Source organism: Streptomyces sp. NPDC005878, assembly GCF_040629815.1.
Lineage (GTDB): Bacteria > Actinomycetota > Actinomycetes > Streptomycetales > Streptomycetaceae > Streptomyces.
Window position 1 is genome coordinate 22,875 of the sequence record NZ_JBEXWK010000029.1, and the last position, 20,739, is coordinate 43,613.

General features: G+C 68.5%; 13 protein-coding genes and 3 pseudogenes. 10 read left to right on the forward strand and 6 right to left on the reverse strand.

Going from position 1 to position 20,739, the window contains the following annotated elements:
• Positions 1-8: 8 nt before the first annotated feature.
• Positions 9-908 (reverse strand): LysR family transcriptional regulator, encoded by a 900-nt coding sequence (locus tag ABZ404_RS31110; protein ID WP_358832943.1) that lies wholly within the window; start codon positions 906-908, stop codon positions 9-11.
• A gap of 100 nt (positions 909-1,008) precedes the next feature.
• Here ABZ404_RS31110 and ABZ404_RS31115 point away from each other — a divergent pair, with 100 nt between their 5' ends.
• The 3 genes from ABZ404_RS31115 (at position 1,009) to ABZ404_RS31125 (ending at position 4,361) form a co-directional block, all read left to right on the forward strand.
• Complete coding sequence (locus ABZ404_RS31115; protein WP_358832944.1) at positions 1,009-2,013, forward strand: NADP-dependent oxidoreductase; 1,005 nt, start codon at positions 1,009-1,011, stop codon at positions 2,011-2,013.
• 548 nt (positions 2,014-2,561) lie between these two features.
• Positions 2,562-3,734, forward strand: a complete 1,173-nt coding sequence (locus ABZ404_RS31120) for a hypothetical protein (protein ID WP_358991119.1) — start codon at positions 2,562-2,564, stop codon at positions 3,732-3,734.
• A 12-nt stretch (positions 3,735-3,746) separates the two neighbouring features.
• Positions 3,747-4,361 carry a hypothetical protein gene (locus tag ABZ404_RS31125; protein ID WP_358832946.1) on the forward strand — a complete coding sequence of 205 codons (615 nt, stop codon included), beginning with the start codon at positions 3,747-3,749 and terminating at the stop codon, positions 4,359-4,361.
• 126 nt (positions 4,362-4,487) lie between these two features.
• Here ABZ404_RS31125 and ABZ404_RS31130 read toward each other — a convergent pair whose 3' ends face one another.
• The gene (locus ABZ404_RS31130) at positions 4,488-5,438 is read right to left on the reverse strand and encodes an SMP-30/gluconolactonase/LRE family protein (protein WP_358832947.1); all 951 of its coding nucleotides are present in this window, start codon (positions 5,436-5,438) and stop codon (positions 4,488-4,490) included.
• Between the two features lie 109 nt (positions 5,439-5,547).
• Here ABZ404_RS31130 and ABZ404_RS31135 point away from each other — a divergent pair, with 109 nt between their 5' ends.
• A complete protein-coding gene (locus ABZ404_RS31135; RefSeq protein ID WP_358832948.1) occupies positions 5,548-5,991 on the forward strand; it encodes an Lrp/AsnC family transcriptional regulator in 444 nt (147 codons plus the stop codon).
• A gap of 7 nt (positions 5,992-5,998) precedes the next feature.
• On the opposite strand, the pseudogene ABZ404_RS31140 reads toward ABZ404_RS31135, so the two are convergent.
• Positions 5,999-6,318 (reverse strand): annotated as a pseudogene (locus ABZ404_RS31140) (transposase); the annotation flags it as partial.
• 62 nt (positions 6,319-6,380) lie between these two features.
• On the opposite strand from ABZ404_RS31140, the pseudogene ABZ404_RS31145 reads away from it, so the two are divergent.
• The 6 genes and pseudogenes from ABZ404_RS31145 to ABZ404_RS31170 form a co-directional block, all read left to right on the forward strand.
• Positions 6,381-6,629, forward strand: a pseudogene (locus ABZ404_RS31145) (transposase); the annotation flags it as partial.
• Between the two features lie 79 nt (positions 6,630-6,708).
• Positions 6,709-7,059 (forward strand): hypothetical protein, encoded by a 351-nt coding sequence (locus ABZ404_RS31150; RefSeq protein WP_358832949.1) that lies wholly within the window; start codon positions 6,709-6,711, stop codon positions 7,057-7,059.
• A 704-nt stretch (positions 7,060-7,763) separates the two neighbouring features.
• Positions 7,764-7,928: pseudogene (locus ABZ404_RS31155) on the forward strand (transposase); the annotation flags it as partial.
• Between the two features lie 557 nt (positions 7,929-8,485).
• Positions 8,486-8,797: a trypco2 family protein gene (locus ABZ404_RS31160; RefSeq protein WP_358832950.1), complete on the forward strand. Its 312-nt coding sequence runs from the start codon at positions 8,486-8,488 to the stop codon at positions 8,795-8,797.
• A 93-nt stretch (positions 8,798-8,890) separates the two neighbouring features.
• Positions 8,891-12,853, forward strand: coding sequence for a hypothetical protein (locus ABZ404_RS31165; RefSeq protein ID WP_358832951.1), 3,963 nt, complete (start codon positions 8,891-8,893; stop codon positions 12,851-12,853).
• Between the two features lie 1,180 nt (positions 12,854-14,033).
• Positions 14,034-14,228, forward strand: coding sequence for a hypothetical protein (locus ABZ404_RS31170; RefSeq protein WP_358832952.1), 195 nt, complete (start codon positions 14,034-14,036; stop codon positions 14,226-14,228).
• Between the two features lie 1,277 nt (positions 14,229-15,505).
• Here the strand turns inward: ABZ404_RS31170 and ABZ404_RS31175 are convergent.
• The 3 genes from ABZ404_RS31175 to ABZ404_RS31185 form a co-directional block, all read right to left on the reverse strand.
• A complete protein-coding gene (locus ABZ404_RS31175) occupies positions 15,506-16,714 on the reverse strand; it encodes a cytochrome P450 (RefSeq protein ID WP_358832953.1) in 1,209 nt (402 codons plus the stop codon).
• Between the two features lie 434 nt (positions 16,715-17,148).
• Positions 17,149-18,405, reverse strand: coding sequence for a ricin-type beta-trefoil lectin domain protein (locus ABZ404_RS31180; RefSeq protein WP_358832954.1), 1,257 nt, complete (start codon positions 18,403-18,405; stop codon positions 17,149-17,151).
• A 182-nt stretch (positions 18,406-18,587) separates the two neighbouring features.
• On the reverse strand, positions 18,588-20,621 hold the full coding sequence (locus tag ABZ404_RS31185) for a hypothetical protein (protein WP_358832955.1): 2,034 nt from the start codon (positions 20,619-20,621) through the stop codon (positions 18,588-18,590).
• Between the last annotated feature and the right edge of the window lie 118 nt (positions 20,622-20,739).

A 20,739-nucleotide genomic window follows, 5' to 3' on the forward strand; every position in this document is an offset into this window, starting at 1 on the left:
GCTGCCGGTCAGATGGCGGAGCCGACGGCCCGCAGCTCCCTCACCAGAGCGCGCACGACGGCGGAGCCGGCGAGCTCCGGGGTGGTCACATAGCCGACACGGCGCGTCGGGCGCTCCGGACCGAGATCGGTGATCTCGATCGAGTCCGTTGCTCCGACCAGGGAGAGGGCGGGCATAATCGCCATTCCGTGCCCCCCGCTCACGAGCGAGAGCACCGCTCCGTCGTCCTCGGCCTCGATCGTGGCCCTCGGGATCCAATCCTGCGCGCCCCACCAGGCGCGGGTGTACGAGCCGCAGTTCTCGACCCAGTCGACCAGCGGCAGCGAGCGCGGAGCCGGGTGTCCGGCCGGATACACCAGGCAGTAGCTCTCTTCGAAGAGTCCGCTCGCCACCAGCCCCGCCGGCAGATGCGCTCCGTCCAAGGTGGCAATGGCGAGATCCGACCGTCCGTCGGCCACCTCGCCCGCCGTGCCGCGCCCGAGCTCGCGGACGATCCGCACCTGCGGCTCGATGCCGGGATACTGCGTGCGCAGCCGCTGCAGGACCGGCGGCAGCAGGTGCAGCGCGGTGCTGCGGAAGGCCGCGATCCGCAGCGGGCCCTCCGGCCCTTGCGTCGCCTCGGACCGGGCGGCTCCCCGCGCCTCGGCGACGAGCACGTCCAGCAGCCGCAGGGTACGGCGCGCATGCGCCACAGCCGTCTCCCCCGCCGGAGTGGGTCTCGCACCGCTGCGGCCGCGTTCGAACAAAACGGCGCCGATCTTGCGCTCGCTGCCGCGCACCGAGTGAGAGACCGCGGACTGTGTCAGGCCGAGTGCCTCGGCCCCGGCCGAGAAGCCGCCGGCGTCCGCAACCGCCACCAGGATGCGCAGTTCGTGCGGAGCGAGATCGGTGTCGGTCGTGCGGGCCACAGGGCGCTCACCTCTAGGTATGAGAACTGCTCATGGAACGGGGCGTCACATGAGCCCAACCGCCTGCCCGAGGGCTCCATTCCCGTCCTACGGTCCCGTCATGACCGAGAACGCGATCACCGTCCAGCAGACCGCCCGCCCCCACGGCTTCCCCACCACCGAGGATTTCACCTTCGTCGAGTCCGCCATTCCCGATCCTGCGGTCGGCACCGCGCTCGTGGAGAACCTCTACTGGTCCGTCGACCCGTACCACCGCGAGATGATGGACGACGTGCCAGGCGGCTTCGCGCTCCACACACCGCTCGAGGGCAGGACCCTTGGGCGCGTCGTCGCCTCGCGGACGCCGGAGCTGCCCGAGGGCGAGATAGTGTTCCACCGGCAGGGCTGGCGCACGCACTCCGTGGTCCGACCCGAGGAGATCCGCAAACTCCCCCGCTTCGACGGGGTCCCCCTGACGGCGTACCTGAGCGTCCTCGGCGGCACCGGACTGACCGCCTACGTGGGCCTGACCCGGATCGCCCGGCTCCGCGAGGGCGACGACCTCTTCGTCTCCGCCGCAGCCGGCGGCGTCGGCACGGCCACTGGCCGGTTCGCCCGGCTGCTGGGCGCCGGCCGACTCGTGGGCAGCGCGGGCTCGGCGGCCAAGGTCGACCACCTGACCCGGGAGGTGGGCTACGACGCGGTGTTCGACTACCACGACGGCCTCGCCGCTGAACTGCTCGCCAAGGCTGCACCGGACGGCATCGACGTCTTCGTCGACAACGTCGGCGGCGAGCAACTGGCTGCCGCAATAGGCGCACTGCGCGAGTTCGGGCGCATCGTCCGGATCGGCACCATCAGCCGCTACAACACCCCGGACGCGCCCCCGTCGCACTTCAACTACTCGGACATGGTGGAGAAGAGCCTCCGCATGGAGGGCTTCCTGGTCAGCAACTACCGCGACCTGCAGGACGAGCTGTACGAGTTCGCGGTCCCCCATCTGCAGAGCGGCCAGCTCGCGCTGGACCAGACGGTGGTGGACGGGTTCGAGCACATCGTGGACGCATTCCTCGGCATGCTGCACGGCAAGAACACCGGAAAGATCATCGTGCGGGACCACGCGTAGGCCTGGTCCGGCCGTCGCTGCGTGTGCCACGTCACTTCGGCGGCCGCGCACAGAAGCCAGGCCTCCGGTCTCCGGTCTCCGGTCTCCGGTCTCCGGTCTCCGGTCTCCGGTCTCCCAGACGGATACCACCCGGACCGGTCAACTCTGGGGGCCGTGATTCTGGGGTCGTGATGTCCGCGGACAATCCATTGTCCGCCCCGTCCTCGCCCTGACCTGCTTCCCAACTAATGGGCGGTTGCGGACAACTTGCCTCGCTGCGACGGTGCGTGAGCTGTGTGGGCGAGGGGCCCCGGAGTCCGGCGTCTTGTACCGGCGATGTGCCCCTGACATCAGCACGTCGAGGGTCCCCTGCGCCCCGTCCGTCTCAACGACGAAGGAGTCCGTCGGTGCGATTAGCCAGAATTTCAGCAGTTTTAGCCGCCGTGCTGTTCCTGGGCGGTACGGTCACGGCCCAGGCGGAGGCTTCACCAGCTCCCTCTCCCGCCTCCGCTGTCCATGCGGCGGCGAAGGCAGCGCCCCCGCCGATGCCGCAGCGGGACACCGTCCCCGTGTCCGCTCCCGGGCCGATCCGCCGCGACACCTGCCAGTCCCTGGGCGCTCTGCGTGCCCAGGCCGAGAGGGCCGGTGCGAAAGTGGTCAGCTGCACGCGGCCCGGACGCGCGGATGCGGCCGGCACGGCTGCCGCGCGGCGAGCCCTGGTCTCGCTGTCCCAGCCCGCGCGCCACACGGTGGGCACTGTGGCCCCGCAGCCCGTGCCCCGCTGGTGCGCCGACCACTTGGACGGGCAATGGTGGTTCATGCGTCGTGACGCCTGCGCGGCCACGTCCGGCAGGGTTGACGTCAGGAACGCCCAGACCGGTGCCTGGCTGGGCAGCGTGGACTACTTCACCATCGAGTACGCCTACGCCCTCCCCGGGAGCGGTCTACGTTCGGTCTACCAGGTTTCCGTCACGCCGTGGCGTTACGAGGGCACCGGTTGGGCGGGCATGACCGTGCTGGAAACCGGATCGTGCCGCAGCAACTGCACCTTGGCGGCCTCGCCCCCGGTACGGCACACCCTGGTCAAGGACGTCATCATCACCGAGGAATTCGCCATGGATGCCACCACGAGCGCCCCCGGCGCCCGCGGTGACGTCTGGGCGAACGTCAACCTGGCCTTTGATGTCCCTGGCCCGGACGTGCACGGCGTCAGGGACGTCCAGTCCCTGCCGATCCGCTGCGACAACGCACTCCCCGGCAACAACACGGCCAAGGGCTGCGTATTCGCAGGTTACTGGCCCACCTTCGCTCTCCACTACAACGACCCGAACCTCGGCTGGAACGCAATGAACGTCGGTTGGGCCATCTACACCGGCCTGCCCAGCACCTTGACGCGTCTCGCCAACCCAGACGATTCCAAGGGCAATGGGGACCGCGCTTGCCCCCGCGGCGACAGCTATCCCCGGCCAGTCGGCTATGAGTGCGACGAGTATCCCTTCCGTTCCACTCAGGAAGGCGCCAAGACCAGCGGCACGCCCTTCGCTCCGCGCACCTTCAGTTTCTGTCCGCTCACCGATCAGTGGCCCCAGACCCCTGTCGTCAACACCGATATTGGCTCTCAGGGGTGGGCGCGCTGCAACATTCCCGGAGACCACAACAACGCGGGCGGCCAGGCGCTCAAGGCCTTCTATCTGAACGAACGGGTCCTGCCTAGCGACCAGTTCTACGTCGTCGTGAGCTGAAGGATCCCAAAAATGACCGTCACAGTCCACGGGCAGGTCCGCACCCACCATCATGGCTTCTCCCTTGCATCCCGCCCGGACCTGCCCACGCGCCTGTGGCGTCACTCACCGACCACCGGGCTGGTCTCGACCCGCGAGGGAGAAGTCAGAGTCGAGACCGGCCTGCACACAGCGTCTCTGCCCCTCACCGTGGAAATCCATGACCTGGAACCCCCCTTATGCGCCGGCTGGGACGACGTCGCCGAAGTCTCGGTGCCCGTTCCGGCCGGCATTCTCCTCGTCACGGACACCCCTGTCCCCAACGTCTTTCCCAACTTGACCCCGCACGGCCCCGGAACCTACCGCATTCGCGCCCACGCCAACGGACGCGAAGCATCACACCAGGGCAGCGACACCGCCGAGCACCACCTTCTGCAGATCTGGCCCGCACCCCACGCCCCCGACCTGCTGCTCCACCTCACCCCACAGGCCAGGCGCCGCCTCCAGGCAGCCGCACACCCCACCCCAGACCCCGCCCTGGTACCCCGGCCGCCCGGTCCAAGCAGCCAGCCGCCCACCGGGCCGACCACCGCCCGCCAGAAGAAGCCCCGCTGCGAAGAAGCCAGCCAGCACCACCTCCGAGACTGAGCCGCTCCAGTCGCTGACGGAGACCGACCTGTACGACAGGGCAGCCAAGGCCGGAGTCAAGGGACGCTCCGCGGCTGTCGCCGACGCACCACCTGTCAGCCACAGCCGAGGGCGGGCCCCGACACGTTAGCCGTCCAGCCAGGGGCGGCGGCCCGGCCCCGTCGGGTGCGTGCCGGTGACGGCCATGACTACCGAGTACAGGGTGGTCTCCGCCGCGATGAAGAGGCGGTTGCGCTTGGCCCCGCCCCAGGAGATGTTGGCGACCGCCCCGGGAACGACGAGCCGTCCGATGAGGGTGCCGTCCGGGTCGTAGCAGTGCACCCCGTCGGCCATCGCCGCGGCCCACAGCCGACCGCCGTCGTCGAAGCGGAGGTTGTCGAAACGCGCGTTCTCCCGGGCCCCCGCCTCGGCGAACACCTTGCCGTCGGAGAGGGTGCCGTCGTCGCGTACGTCGAAGACCCGGATGCGGCCCGCGCGGGTGTCGGAGACGAACAGCTGCCGTTCGTCGTGCGAGAAGACCAGCCCGTTCGGCGCTCCGAAGCCGTCTGCTACCAGCCGAACTTCGCCGCTGGCGGGGTCGATGCGGTAGACGTTGTTGGCGCCGATCTCGCTCTGGGCGCGGTAGCCCTCGTAGTCGCTGGTGATGCCGAAGTCGGGGTCAGAGAACCAGATCGAGCCGTCGGACTTGACCGTCGCGTCGTTCGGGCTGTTCAGACGCTTGCCCTGCCACCGGTCCGCCAGCACGGTGAGGGTGCCGTCGTGTTCGGTGCGGGTCACCCGGCGGTTGCCCTGCTCACAGGTGATCAGCCGGCCCTCGCGGTCGAGGGTGTTGCCGTTGGTGTGTCCTGCCGAACGGCGGAAGACACTGACGGCGCCGGTCTCCTCGTCCCAGCGCAGCATCCGGTCGTTGGGGATGTCGCTCCAGACGACCTGCCGCCAGGAGGGTACGTAGACGGGTCCCTCGGCCCAGCGGCATCCGGTGTACAGGACCTCCAGGGCGTCGTCGCCGTTCATACAGCGCCCGGTGCGGAACCGCTCGTCGAACATCTCGTACAACTCAGGTCGCTCGTCAGCCATGAGGCTCTTCCTCTCCTACGAGTGCCGCCTTTGCCGAACTGTGTTCAGCCTGCGGTGCACATTGCAGTATGCGCTATGGTCAGTACAAGAAGATTCCGAATGGAGAGTTGTGGATCACATAGACCGAACTCTGCTGGCGCAGCTCCAGCAGGACGCCACCCAGCCCTATGCCGCACTCGGTAAGGCCGTAGGCCTCTCCGCCGGTGCCGCGCACGAGCGCGTGCGCAAGCTGCGCGAGCGCGGCGTCATCCGACGCACCACGGTGGAGGTGGATCCGGCCGCGGTGGGCAGCGTCGTCCTGGCTTACGTGATGGTCGAATCGACCTCGTGGATGGGTGATTCGGCGCTGGACTTCGCCGCGCTGCCCGAGGTGCTGGAGGCGCACGTCATCGCCGGCAACGCCTCCGTACTGCTCAAGGTGAGGACCGCGACCACCGAGCAGCTCCAGGACGTGCTGCGCCGGATCTACGCCATCGACGGCGTCAGCGGGACGCAGGCCACGGTGGTTCTGGAGACGTTCTTCGAGCGACCGCTCTCACCGCAGGAGAGCTAGTGCCGTATCAAGCAACGTTCGCCCTCTTGACCACTTCGCGTAGTCGTTCGTCGGCGGCGTCTCTGTTGCGCCAGATGAGGTAGCGGCGGATCATGCTTCCCTGCTCCTTATGGCTGGCATGGCCGGTGCCGTCCAGGGCGAATAATGCTGGGCGGTGAACTGGGCCTCGGTACGGTTGAGCCAGGAGGAGTTCGTAGGGGTAGGCGATCTCAACGTTGTTCGCCTCGGCCCGAGCTGCGACCCGCTGGCACCGTTTCGTGGTGAGGTGCGGGGAGTAGTTGTCACAGACGATGGCAATCCCACCGTCGCCGGGTGGAGGCTGCGCAATGTGACTGTCGGTTTGATCGCTCGTTGTTGTGGTCATGGGGAAGCGTTAGTCGCGGCCGTGGATCGTGTCGGACGAACTGTGGTCGCTGATCGTGTCGTTGCTGCCCGAGCCGCCGCCGAAGCAGGTGGATGGGCGTCCGCGGGTGCCTGACCGGCAGGCTCTGTGCGGGATCCTGTTCGTCCTGCATACCGGGATCCAGTGGGCGTATCTGCCCCAGGAGCTCGGCTTCGGCTCGGGCATGACCTGCTGGCGTCGCCTGGGGGCCTGGAACGAAGCCGGCGTCTGGGACCAGCTCCACCATCTGCTGCTGAACCCCGGCGTCAGCGGGGAACCGTGCTCCCGCCAAAGGGGCTAGTCAGCGTTGGCTGCTCGGATAAGGATGGAGCCACATGTCAATTGGAGAAGAGGGCGGAATGACCTCGTTGCGGTGCGAAGCCACTCGCTGGGCGGTTGAGTATGACGACGGTACCTATCCCGGGTTTGTCGAGGTGCGTCTGACCGACGCGCACGGCCGGCAGTGGATATTCTTCGATAAGCCGCCGATCTTCGATGACTGGGATGCCCTGACCCCCGAAGCGGCGTACCCCATCGCTGTCACGATGATCTGCGAGATCGTGAGCCACACCTCAGATCCGGACGGCAACGAGATCGTCACGATCTCTACGGGCGGACGGCCGGTAGCCACCGAAGGCGACCAGAGCGAGTTCGACGTCCGGCCCGACCAGCTTGTAGAACCCTGATGCGACAAGACAACAGGGACGCGTCGCGGCCTTCGGTCATGCCACTCTCATGCCAGAACGGGCAGGCACTGACAGGGAACCGGGGTGCCGAAACGCGAGAGCGGCTGCACGGCGCCCGCCAAAGCACCCAGTCCGGACCGGTGACCGCCCCCACCTCACTCATTGTGCTGATGCCGGTCATCCCATGCCCGGAATCAGTCCAGTCGGGGCGTATGCCACAGGGGCCAGCGGTGTAGCACCGTGCCCCCCCCACAGCCCGATGTCCGCACTCGCACAGGTTACCGGTCGCCCATCTCCCCGACCCGGCACCCGGTCGAGCCCAACACGACACGATGGGCCTTGCCTCCCAAGGCGGGGACGAGGGCGTGGGCTTCGGCGCGCAGCATGCCGCGTCCAAGGCGGCCTGCGTCTGAGGCGGCAGCTCCGTAGTGGCCTGCCTCTGAAGGGCAGCCCCAGCACCACGAACCTCACGACCGGGGTGTTGGCGCGCGACGACGTCAAGGCGGCCGGCCGTCCCAGGACCCGCCCTTGATCGGACAGCTTGAGCCTCTCGCCGTAGTGGAGCCACTCCCCCGGCAGCCATTTCCGCGCCGATTCATCGACAGCGCGGTCCCGCAGGCTGCGGCTTTGGCCGCTCAGCTTCACAAGGATCCCCCACACCGCTACGGCCCGGAGCAAGAGCGCCCTTCGCCGAGCACCGAGAACGCCAGCGACACGACCACTCCTCACAGCGGTTCACCGTCGAACACGCCCTCGCCGACCACAAACGCTGGAAACAACTCATCCGCTGGACCCACCGCCGCGACCGTCTCCCCGACACCTACCGTGCCATCGCCGGCCTCGTCTCCGACCGCACCGCCACAGCCTGAACCACACCGCTCGAGCGGCCACCCCATTCCACCCGCTATCACGCGCCAACTCGTGAGGCAAGCTCTCCCGGGAACAGGGTGCGGGAGAGGCCGGCCACCGGGTCCGGTCGGCGAGCGGCGCCTCCCCTGAGTGGTTATCGCCCCTGGGGCGTGACGCGCGGTGGTGGCGGTTGGGCAGTCATGCGTACATCAACCGTTCTCGCCGCCACCGTCGCGGCGGTCGCAGCTCTGCTGAGTCCCACCGTCGCCCTCGCTGCCCCCGCCCCTCGTCCGGCCGGGCCACCGCGGAATTCAACTCGTGCATCCTCCCCCAGGACCGCTGACCGCTGCCCCCAGCAGTGCAGGGTCCACGCTCCAATGCGCAATGACGGCTGGGGATGCGCAGTGATGACGCAAGTCCGGGGTTCCGTGCGCAAAGGTCCCGATGCGTAGTGGTTGGGTCCGCGTCAAAAAGGAGGTGGGCGGGCGCGTCGAGGTCAAACGAATCCGGTTCGCATACGAACAAGGTGGCCGCCTGGCAGACTTGTGGATATCGACATCCATGGAGGCAGCATCTGATGAGTGATCCCGAGGGTGTGCCCCTGGCCGACTACATCCGTGTACTCCGCGATCAGTTGGAGACGGCACAGCAGGAAGGAGCGGGCCGCGGGGTCAGGTTCGGCGTCGGGGCTGTGGAGCTGGAGTTCGAGGTCACGATGACGCGGGAGGTAGGCGGGCGCGGCGGGCTGAAGCTGTGGGTGGTCGAGGCGGGCGGCGACGGCAAGCGCAGCGGCGGCCGGACACAGCGTGTGCGGATGACCCTTACGCCCACCGATGACGCCGGCCGGCCGTTGTCGGTCACCGACCGACTGCCCGAGCTCCCGCGCTGAGGCCTGCGCTGGTGGACTCGCTCGCAGGGCGGTGCGCCGAGGTCCTGGTCGAGCAGGACGGCGGCACCGGGTCTGCGGCTGGCGACCTCCTTAGTGGTCACGGCCGGGCATGTCGTCGAAGGCGGTGGGACGGTCAGGGTGCGGCTCTCGGGCGGCGCCCCCGACGAGATCGTCGTCACCGGCCGGACGGTGTGGCGAGGTGCCCGGCTGGACGTCGCGCTCGTCGAACTCACTCCGGACGTCTCCCTCGACGAGGTCGCTCCAATGGCCATCGCAGTTGTACCGGACGATACCGACGGGCGGCTTCCGTTCACCGCGATCGGCTTTCCGCGCCATCAGAGCTGGACGGACACGGACACGACGACCTGGCGCGACAGCGACCAGATCGACGGGGTGATCCCGCTCGGGTCGAGTGTGAAGCGGGGCCGCCTGCTGCTGCATCGGTCGGATGGCCGACGCCTGGAAGCGCGCGACTGGAGCGGCTTCTCCGGCGCGGGCGTCGTCTGGGAGGGGTCGGCGGTCGGCGTCGTCGTGGAGTCGGCCCACTCGGGTGGGTTGGAGGCCGTGCGGCTGGCTGCTGTGATCGGCGCGTACGAGCCGCGCGCGGAAGGCGAGCGCGAGCCCGCGCCGAGTGCCACCGCCGCACGTGCGCTGCTGGCCTCGCACGGCGTCGTCCCGGCACCCCTGCGCGGGCAGGAGCGGCGTCGCCCGGCCTACGAGGCGATGGTGCGCCAGTACGCGGCCCGGTGCGCTGAACTGACTGGCCGCGACCGGGAGCTCGCCGACCTCCTGGCATTCGCAACCGGGCCGGACCCCTACCTCGTGCTCGTCGCCGGTCCTTGGGCCGGCAAGACCTCGCTGGTCACCCGCTTCGCCACGGGGTCCCACCCCGGGCTGGACGTGGTGTCGTTCGTCATCTCCCGGCGAGATGGGCAGATGCGCGTCCAGCAGTTCCACCAAGCCGTGTGTGACCAGCTCGCCGCTCTGCTGGGCGAGTTCCCACCCGCCGAACCGGACGCGGCCGCCTTCCTCAGCCTCTGGGGACGCGCGATGCAGATCCCCGGACGTTCCCTGCTGCTGCTCGTCGACGGCCTGGACGAGAACGACTACCGCGAGCTGGCTGAGCCCAGTATCGCCGCGCAGCTCCCGACTGCTCTTGGTCCGGCGGCACACGTCCTGGTCACGAGCCGCCATTCTGACGTGCCGCTCGACGTGGACAGCAGCCACCCGCTGCGCACCTGCCGCCGCCAGGTCCTCACACCGTTCCCCGCCGCCACAAGCCTGCTCCTGCGAGCCCGCCAAGAGCTGGATCACGTACTCGCCGAGCCTGTCCCGCGCACTGTCCTGACCACGATGACAGTCGCCGGCGGCGCGCTGAGCAGCAGGGACATCGCCTCGATCGTCAACGACTCCGCGCTGACGATCCGCAGGACCCTGGAACGGCAGCTCTCCCGCGTCGTGGAGCCGCGCCCCGGTACGCCGACCCGGTACACCCTCGCCCATGACACCCTGGCCGTCGCCGTCCAGGAGGACCTGGAACCCGAGGAGTTCACCCATACCCGCACCGCCATCGACAGCTGGGCCCTCGGCTTCGCCGCGGCCGGCTGGCCCGATGACACCCCGAACTACCTGACCGAGGCGTACCCGACCCTCCTGCTCACCGAAGGTGCCGGCCGGACGCTGGCATCGCTGGCCTCCCCCGCCCGCCGCGCCCTGCTCCGCCGCCGGACCGACGGCGATGCGGCCGCGCTGTCCGAACTGTCGGACGCGGCAGGGCTCCTCGAGGCAGCCCCCGACTGCGACCTCATCCTGCTGACGCGGGTGTCGCTGCTCCGCAAGCACATCGAAGACGACAACTTCGCCATGCCCTCCACGTACCCGTTGTTGCTGGTACGCCTCGGCCGAGCCAAGGAGGGCATCCAGTTCGCCCGTATCCTGCAGAACGTCTACGTGCAGGCCGACGCTCTGCTGGTGATCGGCGAGCACCTGCTGGACAGCCAGCCGACGGAGGCGCGGAACCTTATCCATGAAGCCATGGCCGTGCCAGGCAGGTTGCCACTGGAGCAGATGGCACACACGGTGCGCGCAGCCCTTGCGCTTGCCCGGCATGGTGAACCAGGCGCCGCCGATCTCGCTCGCCGAGCCATCACCGAGAGCGGCGACGAGCGAGGCTGGTCCCTCACCACCGTCGCCGACGCACTGGCCGAGATCGATCCCGTACTGACACGGCTCATCATCGAGGAGGCCATCGAACACGCCGATGCCGAGGACCGCCCCGACTTCTGCGGCCTCCTCGCGCCGGCGTTCGCCGCTCTCGGTGACCTCGACCGCCTCGTCCAGCACCTCGCCGACCTGGATCGGGACGGCAGGAGACGAGCCCTCCTCATCGCCTGCAGCGCACACTTCGCCAAGGGCGGCCGTCGAAACGTGCCCGAGGTGCTCCTCACCGCCTTGAACCGTGAGTTCACCGCCTCCGAACTCGTGGAATCGGCCGCCTACCAGGACGAGGACCGGGCCCGCCACCTGCTCGCCCTGTCCGCCTCGGACTCTCCCGATCTCAATCTTGCCGAACTCGCCTACACCGCCCTCGCCGCCCACGGCCTCGATCCCCGACAGTCCGGGGCCTCGGACGAGCTGCTCGCCGACGCCGCAACGTCTGCCCTGGCCAACAACCACCTCTCGCTGGCGGTATCCCTGGCCCAGGACATCGCCAACCCGGGCATCCGTGCGGACTGCCTCACGCAGATCGCCCTGGCGCTGCTCGACTCGGACACGTCCCAGGACGCCCCTCCCGTAGTGTGCGAGGTGGAGGAAGCCCTCGACGAGACCAGGAACACGCCGCCGCCCACCGTCCTGGCGGCCTTCGCCCGGGCCGCCGGCACCGCCGGACAACCGGACCTGGCCACGCCGGCCCTGGAACTGGCCCTCGACACGGTGCTGCAGGACAGCGGCGACACAAGTGCCAAGTGGGACGCGCAGGCTGTGGCAAGCGCAGCCGCCCGACTCGGCCACCTCGACCTCGCTCTGAAGATCGCAGCGGCGTTCGAGGCAGATCAGCTCGACCGCATCGACATCCTGCTGCACGCTGCAAGGGCCGTCGAAACGCACGGCGATCACCGTAAAGCCGATCTTGACGCGCTCATCGCCCAGGTGACCGAAGGCATCGAGAAGTCAACGGACCCGAGCGGGGCCGGCTGGCGTACCCGCGTCACTCACGAGCTCATCTCCCTCCACCTCCGCGCCGGGCACGCCGACGCGGCCCTGAACCTGGCCCGCCGGCTCCCCAGGACCGACCTCACCGCCCGCACCCTCGAGTTGCGCGCGCACCTGCTGTCGGACGACATCCCCTCGGCGATCTCCCTGATCCGCGTAACGGCCCTGACCGCCCCCGCGAGTTCCCCGCAGGCCCGTGCCCGCGGGCAGGAGCAGGCAGCCGCGATGATCGTCGAGATGTGCGACGCCGGCCACCAGGCCCTGTGCCGTGACGTCACAGCCCAACTAGCCGGAAGTGCAGACCCAGGCGTGACGCTGAACGGCGGACTCTGGGCCCGCCCCTGGCTCACCGCGGCCTGCCAGGCCACCGGCCTCACCGAGGACTTCACCCGCCTTCTGGACACGCTGCAGCACGCCGCCCTGGTCACGGGCGCCCAATACGTGACCAACACCGTGCCGCTGGAAGCAGTCGTCCGCCTGCGCCTCTGGGATCGCTACCACGCCGAAGCCCGCCGACTGGGCGACGTGCTGGCTGAGGGTGTCCTTTTCAGCCTGGTCAAGACGATGCTCGACGCAGGCCTTCAGACCGAGGCCCTCCCTCCCATCGACGACCTCCAGGAGGACGCCGCCTACTGCCTGGCCCTCGCCGCGGCCGTCACCTCCCCGCCGTCCGCCGACCTGGTCAAGCGCTCTCTGGCCCATGGCTTCACCGACGCCGTCATCGCCCCACTGGCCGCCCTGGAACCGGCGTGCCTGCAAGAGCTCGCAGCCCAGCTCAGCGTGATCCGGCCGCCCGCCGAACAGGTGACGTTTCAAGCCCCCAGGCACGACGACCGTCTTTGACTACCGAAAGGTGACCATCGCCAGTAGTCCACCGAGCGTGCTATCGGGTGCAGGGAGCCGACGCTGATGCAGCCGACCCGGTCGTTGAGGTTCAACCTCTGTTCAGTGATCTCCCACTGGCTGCCCCTGGTCCAGTGGCTTTGTTCGCCAGAACCCGTTCTCTTGAACAAAGCCACGCGTGTCCGCTGTCATTGAACAGCGCCGAGCGCCGTTCCTTGCTAACCAATCTTGTCGTCGCAGCTCAGCGACCCCGAGGCCGGATCCCCTGCTGGAGGCCGACCTTGCCACTCAATCCAGCCTACGCAGGTCAGCGGCTCGCCTTGGGCGGGATTCGGTGCCCGCAGACAACGCGGGTCTGCGGTGACACGCTCGTGGACGACATTGGCGTACGACTGCGAGCCGAAGCCCCGGACCACCAGGACCGGGATGCGCGCAGGGGCGAGCCAGCCGTTCAGCTGCTGTCGCTGGGTGTCCTTCTCCGCGGCGACGTACATGGCCTGGACTGACCGTTCGTGCGATCCAGACCGAACCAGTCGGGCATCTCCCGTACGATCGCGTCCACGTCCGGCCAGGCCAATGGGGCGTGGATCTCCGGACGGTGTCGATCAGATTGGGGAAGCGGCCCTCGCGGCGGGCCTTGGCCAGTTGCGCGGACAGCCGCCGGTACATCGGCGCCGGGTGCGGCAGCGCCCCTTCGGGGACCTTTGACAGGTTTGCGGTGATCTGTGAGCCTGTCGTGCCATCGGACCGGGGGGCGCAGCGGGTGCCCGGGCGGGATCGAAGAGACGTCATGATGCAGCACGAGGGGCCCACGTCACCGCAGATTCGGGCCGAGGACGCCGAGCGCCGCCGGGACCTGGCCGGGGAGGTGTCCGCGCTGTTGGACGGCCACCGGGGGCTCACCCTGGCTCCCTGGTACCCGAGGCGGGCCGGTGACGTCCTGGTGGTAACCCTCGAGGAGTGGGGGGACCTGTCCGGCTGGACGGAGACGTACAGGGTGGCGGCGAGCAGGGGCGGGGCCCGGGGCCGGATGTGCAGCACGTGTTGCGGCTGGTCGCCCATACCGCGCCCGCGGAGGAGTTCGCCGGCTCGTTCAGCGGAGAACCGGACGTGTGGGGCGGGGACACCATCGAGACAGCGTGGGTGGAGGCCGGGCCTGGCGCTCCTGCGTGACGGCCAGGTGGTCCACCAGGGACGGCACGGACCGACCCGGCCCACCACCCGTGAGCCGAGGATCACCACCGCCCTCGGGGCCGACGGCGTGATCGGGGCGGCCGTCGTCATCGAGCGGGACCACACCCCCGCCCAGCGTGAGGAGTTGGAGCGGTGGATCATCCAGCGCGCACAGGAGCTCCAGCGCCATGGACCACAGTGACGACCGGACACCGGGGCGCGGCGTTCACAGGCGCCTGGTTCCGGAGAGGGTGTCTGGCGCTCACTGGTGTCAGACGGCAAGCAGCGTCATTCACCGAGCATGACCAAGCGCAAGAAGATGACGGTGGGGTCGCTGCGGCTTTCGTGGGTGTAGGCCTTGGCGCTGCGGGACCGGCGGCGGCGGTGGGGTCGGTGACTTCCTCTCCCCTGCCTTCGGCACTGCCTGCGCCAACCACCGCACCGGCGCTCTCGGCAAGGGCGCCACCACCCACGGCACCGGCGCCGCCAGCGGCAACCTCGCCGGTATTCCGCCGCCTGCCGTGCGGCTTCAGCGAAACCGGGTCCCGCCGACCGGCCGACTGGTCCTGGCAATGGCGTCGGCAACTCGTCGGTGGCACCTTTTCGGGCCGAGACACCTGGTCATGAGGGCGATGACTGCCCAGGTGATCAGGGCCCCGGAGGGCTGGCCACGCAACGTCAAGCGCCGATCCGTACCGCCGGAGCGCACCGAGTTGGGCCCGGCGGAGCTTCCGGCGCTTCGGCAGGAGTTCGCCCGGGTGCCGGCTGATCCCAGCGGATGGTGCCGTGCCCGGTTGCAGGGCTCGCTGGCGGACAGGGAGCGGCTGCGTGCCGGAGCCCCCGCGCGTTGGCTGGTCCCGGGACGATCCGCCGCGCCAGACGCGGACCAGGACCACAGCCAGGACCAGACGGACGTTGATCACGACCAGACACGCTCACCGGCGACCCCCAGGGTTTGACCTCTATCTTGGTCAACCTAGTGGGCGGGGAGGTGTCCACACGCCCCGTGTTTTTATCGGGGTCTTTGAGAGCCAGTGGGGCGGGCAGTTCGGGAGCCAGGTTGGTCCGTCCGTGAGAGGGACGGACCTGTTGCCGGTTCATGATCGTCAGTTTGGTGGGGGCCACCTCTATCGGGTGACGTTGTGATCAGGCTCGGGCGGGTGGGAGTCCGCGGGTGATGTCACGCAGGGCGGCGCTAACTTGTGTGTCACCGGGCCCTGTCGGTCTGTGTCCTTGACAGACGCGGTCGGCAAGGGTCCGGTTTTTGCGCTGCACGTGGCGTGGCGGTGTTGGGCGCCGGGTGCGGTGATGTGAGGCCGGTGCCGCGCTTGCGCGGGCCGGACGTGGTCGGGCTGAGGTTCCGGATCCAGTGGCTGGGGCGGTCCGGGGGAGGACTCCAGCCCCCTCTTGCGCCCCACGGGATGACGCGGGGTGGTTGGTTCGCGAGAGGGGGCTGCATGGTGTCGTCCGTTGTCGGGTCTACCAGGTGACGGGGAGGGCGACCGGGCCCCGGATGAGGGCGCTGGTCTGCCATTGGACCTGTGCGGCGGGGATGGCCAGGCGAAGGCTGGGGAAGCGTCCGGGGAGGGTGGTCAGGAGGATCTCGGCTTCCATCCGGGCGAGGGCGGGGCCCATGCAGAAGTGGGGGCCGTGGCCGAATGCCATGTGGGGTGGGCCCTGGCGGTGGAGGTCGATGTGCTGGGGCTGGTGGTAGGCGTGGTCGTCCCAGTTGGCGGCGACGTAGGAGACGTAGACATACTCGCCGGTGCGGATGAGGACGCCGCCGACTTCGATGTCCTCGGTGGCGATGCGGGGCTGGCCGATGCCGTTCTTGTGGGGGATCCAGCGCAGCAGTTCTTCGACGGCCTGGGGGGCCAGGCGGTACTGCTGGCGCAGCAGAGTCATCAGGTGTGGCTGGGTGAGGAGCAGATAGGCCATGTTGGCCAGGATGTTGCGCATGGCGTGCCAGCCGTTGACCGCTACCAGGCAGGCCAGGGCGATGAGTTCGTCGTCGTCGATGCGTCCGGCGTCGACCGCCTGGGTCATGGTGGTCATCAGGTCGGATTGGGGGTGGCGGTGCCGGTCGGCCGCCAGGGCGCGGACGTAGTCCTGCAGGTCTTGCCTGGCCTGTCGTGCCGGGGCGATGTCCTGCGGGTTGGCCGGGCGGGTCAGCAGCGTCTGGGCCCAGGTGCGGATGTGGTCGCGGTCGCTCTCGGGGATTCCCAGGATCTCACCGGTGAGGGTGAGGGGGAGAGGGGACACGACGTGCCGCACGAGGTCGGCGGGAGCGCCCTCGGCTTCCATTTCCATCAGCAGCTGCTCGACCAGGGTCTGGGTGCGGGCCCGCAGCCGGGCCACGCGCGGCTGGCTGAAAGCGGGGGCGACCACGGCCCGAATGCGGGCGTGGTAGGGCGGATCGGCGAAACTGACCGCCTTGTCGAGGGGGACGAGATGCCGGTTCATGCTGGGAAAGGGCTTGCCGACGATGTCCCTGCTGAACCGCGGGTCGGCTGTGACGGAGCGGACCTCCTCGTAGCCGGTAACCAGCCAGCACTCCGCTTCCCCGTCCCCGCAGGGCATACGGATCCTGGTGATGGCTGCCTGGGCCTGCGCGTGGGCCAGGAACGGATCGAAGTTCAGTGCCGGCACGTCCGGTGCTGCATAGAAGGGAATGCTTTCCCTGGTCATCGGCAATGCCTTCCGTCAAGGGCGGGGTTTCCCCACGCGCTGCCACACGCGATCTCTTGATCGCTAACTCGGTGGACCCGGACGTAAACACCTGGCGGCTCCCGGCGAGGGCCGGCAGAGCACCGCCGGGCGGCCCGCCGCGTTCAGGTCATCTGGCGGGGCCGGGCACGGAGGCGGTTCATCGACCTGGCCGCCACAGCCCGAGGCGAGCAGCTCCAACAACGGGCACATCTCCGGCGCCTGGCTGCGCACCGACGACGACAGCGGCCACCGCAACGTCTACGTCAGCATGGTCAACCTCAGCGACACCGATTTCTGGCGCGTACAGAACACGCTCCCCCAGTGCTGAACTCCTGAGCAAAGGCCCTGCAACAGCGTCTCCCGCACGGCGGCCTTCGCCACACGAAGGCCGCCGAGGCGGCAAAGGTACGCCGCTAGGGAGCGGATGGGGTTGTACTCCAGGGGCAGTCGGTTGCGTGGCGCAGGCGGGTGAACCAGCGCTGCCCGGGGTCGCTTGGGGTGCAGGCGGCCAGGTGGAGTTCAGGGTTTGGCCGCAGCAGGTCGTCCTGGGTGAGGCAGCCTGTGGTGGTGCGCAGCTGTCCCAGGGGTGTGATGGCCCATCGGGACGATGTGGGGGTGCAGGGTTGGAGGGTGACGGCCTTGTCTTCGGTGGCGGCGCAGCGGCTGTCGCCGGTGTCTTCGGGTTGCAGGAGGCGTCTGGCCAGGCGCCATCGTTGATTGGCGGAGCCGGTGCAAGGGGTAGTGAGGAATCTGTTGTGGTCCTGCGTCAGGCACAGGTCGGGGTGGGTGAAACTGGTTGCTGTGGAGCCGATCCACGACATGATGGCGCCAGGGCCTGGTGCTGGGCGCGGGCGGGGGTAGTACCGCCGGAGCCAGCGTTCGTACTGTGCGGCTACTTTCCGGGTGGGTGCGCAGTAATTCCCTGGGCAGTTTTCGTCGCCCTGTCTGTTGTCATGGATGTAGTAGTGCTTGAAGATGGCGGTCTTGTTGTCGGTTTGGGCCAAATCCAGGTTCGGCGGACGCGTGACGCTTCCGTACCCGGCATATCCCGTTAGTGTCAGGGCTACGTGTCTCGATTGCGCGCGCATGACCGTCATGCGGAAGTAGCGGGCGGCGACGGCATGGTCGTTGTGGTCATGCCACGGTTGGCGTGATGATTTGAGTTCGGTGTTGGCGAAGTCCAGCGTGCGTACCGTGCTGGGCTGGTAGCGCTTTATCAGAGCAGCGAGCGTCTCGATCAGTTCGGTTTCTGTGTAGCTGGCGGATCCGTCGGTCGCACGCAGTGAGTGGATTCTGGACTGGAACAAAGCCAGCAGATTATTTCGCTGGGATGCTGCCTTGCTCCAGCCGCCGTCGGGCAGGCGGAGGAAGATCAGGTGAATGTCGGGCCTCTGCGCGCCGGTGTCCAGGCGGACTCGGTGCAGTACCCGTTTGCCGACCAGGATGGGAGAAGGCTTCCAGTGGCTGGGCGCGTGAGGGCTCATGGGCGCGCCGGCGAGGAAGCTGTATGCCTGTTGGACCCCCAGCTCGCGGCGGAGTGCGTATCCGCCGGGCCAGGGCAACTGCGCATCACCCGCGGTCAGGTATACGACTCGGATGCACTTGCCGGCTTTGAAGTCTTCCTGGATCGCTGGATTGATGAACAACAGGTCATCGTCTTGGTGTGCCACTCCGGCCAGTGTCGTTCCTCGGCACGCGGGGCCGGTGGGATGGCGGCCCGGTGCCGGCAAGGCGAAGGCGAGAGCGGCGAGACTCACGACTACTGACAGCATCAATGTGTATCCGCGTATGACGCACGCCTCCGATGCGGTGGTGAGTGCACATGGATGGGCGTGCGAGGGGCCCTTTTTTTTCATGCTCCTGCCGGCTGGGCGCTGGTGGGCGCAGCATTGCGGGATGGGGTGGGCACGACGGAATGCACCATGAGGGTTCCCGGCACGGTCCCGGCCGCCAGGACCGACACCGCCTGCTGGAACTGCCTTGTCGCGGCGTCGACCGGTCCCAGAAGATACGCCTTCAACTCATCGCGAGCCGTGTGCAGCGCGTCGCGTCCGGGATTGCGCAGGCAGGCGAGCATGCCGGCCACGCCGGTCGCGCCGAGCGGCAGGATGGTCGCGGCCCGCGCCGTGGGATACGTCTCGCGGAAGTCTTCTTCCGAGAGGCTGGTGCTGTTGATGACCGCGTACGGCTTTCCGCTGGCGAGATAGTCGCAAACCACGCTCGACACGTCGGCGATCAGCAGATCGGACAGGTTGAAGCAGCCGTACAGGCTTGGGCGTGTGCCGTCGACGAGGTGGTGCCAGCGCCGGGGTGATGCCGCCCAGTATGCCTTCTCCCAGGCGGCAGTGGCCGCTGCGAGGGCCTGGGTGTATCCGGGCGAGGGCGGGGTCTGGAGCCGCATGCGTTCGATGTCGTCGTAGCCCTTGCTCGCTGCTGGGCAGCGGAGTTCGTCGAGCTCGGTTGTGCGTGCCGCCAGGTCTCGCAGCGCGGTGCGGTCGGGCAACTCTTGGTGTCTCAGCCGGGTGTTCGCCTCCTTGAGCAGCGCGCGGATTTTTCGGTCGGTTTCTTTGGCGCGGGGGTCGACGGAGCCCGTCAGAGGGTGCGGCCGGTACAGCAGACGCACGTCAGGATCCGACAGCAACGCGCTGATCAGTTCCTCGCCGCCCCGGACCAGAGAGGACCCGCCCATCGGGCCCGTCCACCCTTCCCAGGTGGGCGCGTAAAGAACGGTAAGGAGGCCGCGGTGTGGGGTTGCTCCGGTGCGATGCGCGATCGCCGAGAGCTGAGGTCGGCCGATTTCCACGATGTCCTTGTCCTCGACACCGACTGCGGCTCGCGCATAGCGTTCGCGGGCGGCGGGACCGGCTACCCATACCTGGTCGTAGGCCTTCGCGAACGGGTTGAAGCTGGAGTGCTTGTCGCTCTCGCCATGGTTGACGAATGCGTGCTTGATCGTGGGGATGCGCAGCACGTGCGAGGTCTTGCCCGAATTGGAGGGGTGGATCAGCACCCGCAGTGTCGAATGCTCCAGGCGCAGGAGATCGGCGGCCTTGGGGATGCACACGATGGGAAGACCCGTCGGAGCCAACTTACCGACCATGAAACGCTCGCGGAGAATGATCACCGGCCGGTCTGGGAGCGTTGTGAGGGCCGCTAGCCACATGTCGGCCTGGTAGGCGGAGGAGAGTCCTCCCGAGAAGTACATTCCGGCGGTGGGCCGGTATGCGGCGAGCCAGCGGTCCAGCCAGGCCCATGTCTCCTGCGCGTCGGGCGGGCGCCGGGACGGGAGCAGGTGGATGAGCAGGACACCTACCGCGGCACCCGTCATCGCTGCCGAGAGAGCGAGGCCGCTGACCACGAGGGCCGCGTCCGCCTCGCCGAGCAGGCCTGCGAGCATGCCCAGGGTGGATGGGGCGCTGAACAACAGCAGCCGCAGGCCACATTGGTGCAGGAGCCAGGCCGCAGGAGCGGGTCTCAGTGGAAGTGCGCAAGTGTCGATGTTCCGCGTGATGACCGGCAGAGTGCGGGTCCGTCGTACAAGGAGGGCCACGGCCCGGTTGGTGAAACACAGCCCATAAAAGGTCAGCAGACCGCCTACGACCACTGCTGTTGAGGCGGCTTCGAGGGCACCGCAGGCGCACAGCGCCGACAGGAGCATGCCGTCGCGCATGATCTGCCGCACACCGACAGTGGCTCCCGTCCGCTCCAGCGCCTCCACCACTCGCGGCTGCCACCGCTGCAGCACGATGTCCGCGGCCAGGCCGGTCAGTGCCGAGGCGGCCAGCAACCCCGTCAGAGTGTGGAACGCGGCCACCACCTGTACCCCGAACGAGGCAACCAGGACAGTGGGAGCGAACCAGGGAAGAAGGGGACGCAAAACGTTCACTTCGGGCGCTCCGTAAGACCCCGAACTGCGCGGACGTCCGATTAACGGTTCCGTGCAGGCGCGGACACGGCCAGTTGCCCACCGCTCATACGTCTGGGGCGCGTAGATGGGCGGCGTA

Bases quoted from the DNA above. Each gene is read 5' to 3' on its own strand.
- ABZ404_RS31130 (WP_358832947.1), bottom strand. From the start codon at position 5,438: ATGGCTGACGAGCGACCTGAGTTGTACGAGATGTTCGACGAGCGGTTC.
- ABZ404_RS31115 (WP_358832944.1), top strand. From the start codon at position 1,009: ATGACCGAGAACGCGATCACCGTCCAGCAGACCGCCCGCCCCCACGGC.
- ABZ404_RS31125 (WP_358832946.1), top strand. From the start codon at position 3,747: ATGACCGTCACAGTCCACGGGCAGGTCCGCACCCACCATCATGGCTTC.
- ABZ404_RS31160 (WP_358832950.1), top strand. From the start codon at position 8,486: ATGAGTGATCCCGAGGGTGTGCCCCTGGCCGACTACATCCGTGTACTC.
- ABZ404_RS31150 (WP_358832949.1), top strand. From the start codon at position 6,709: ATGTCAATTGGAGAAGAGGGCGGAATGACCTCGTTGCGGTGCGAAGCC.
- ABZ404_RS31175 (WP_358832953.1), bottom strand. From the start codon at position 16,714: ATGACCAGGGAAAGCATTCCCTTCTATGCAGCACCGGACGTGCCGGCA.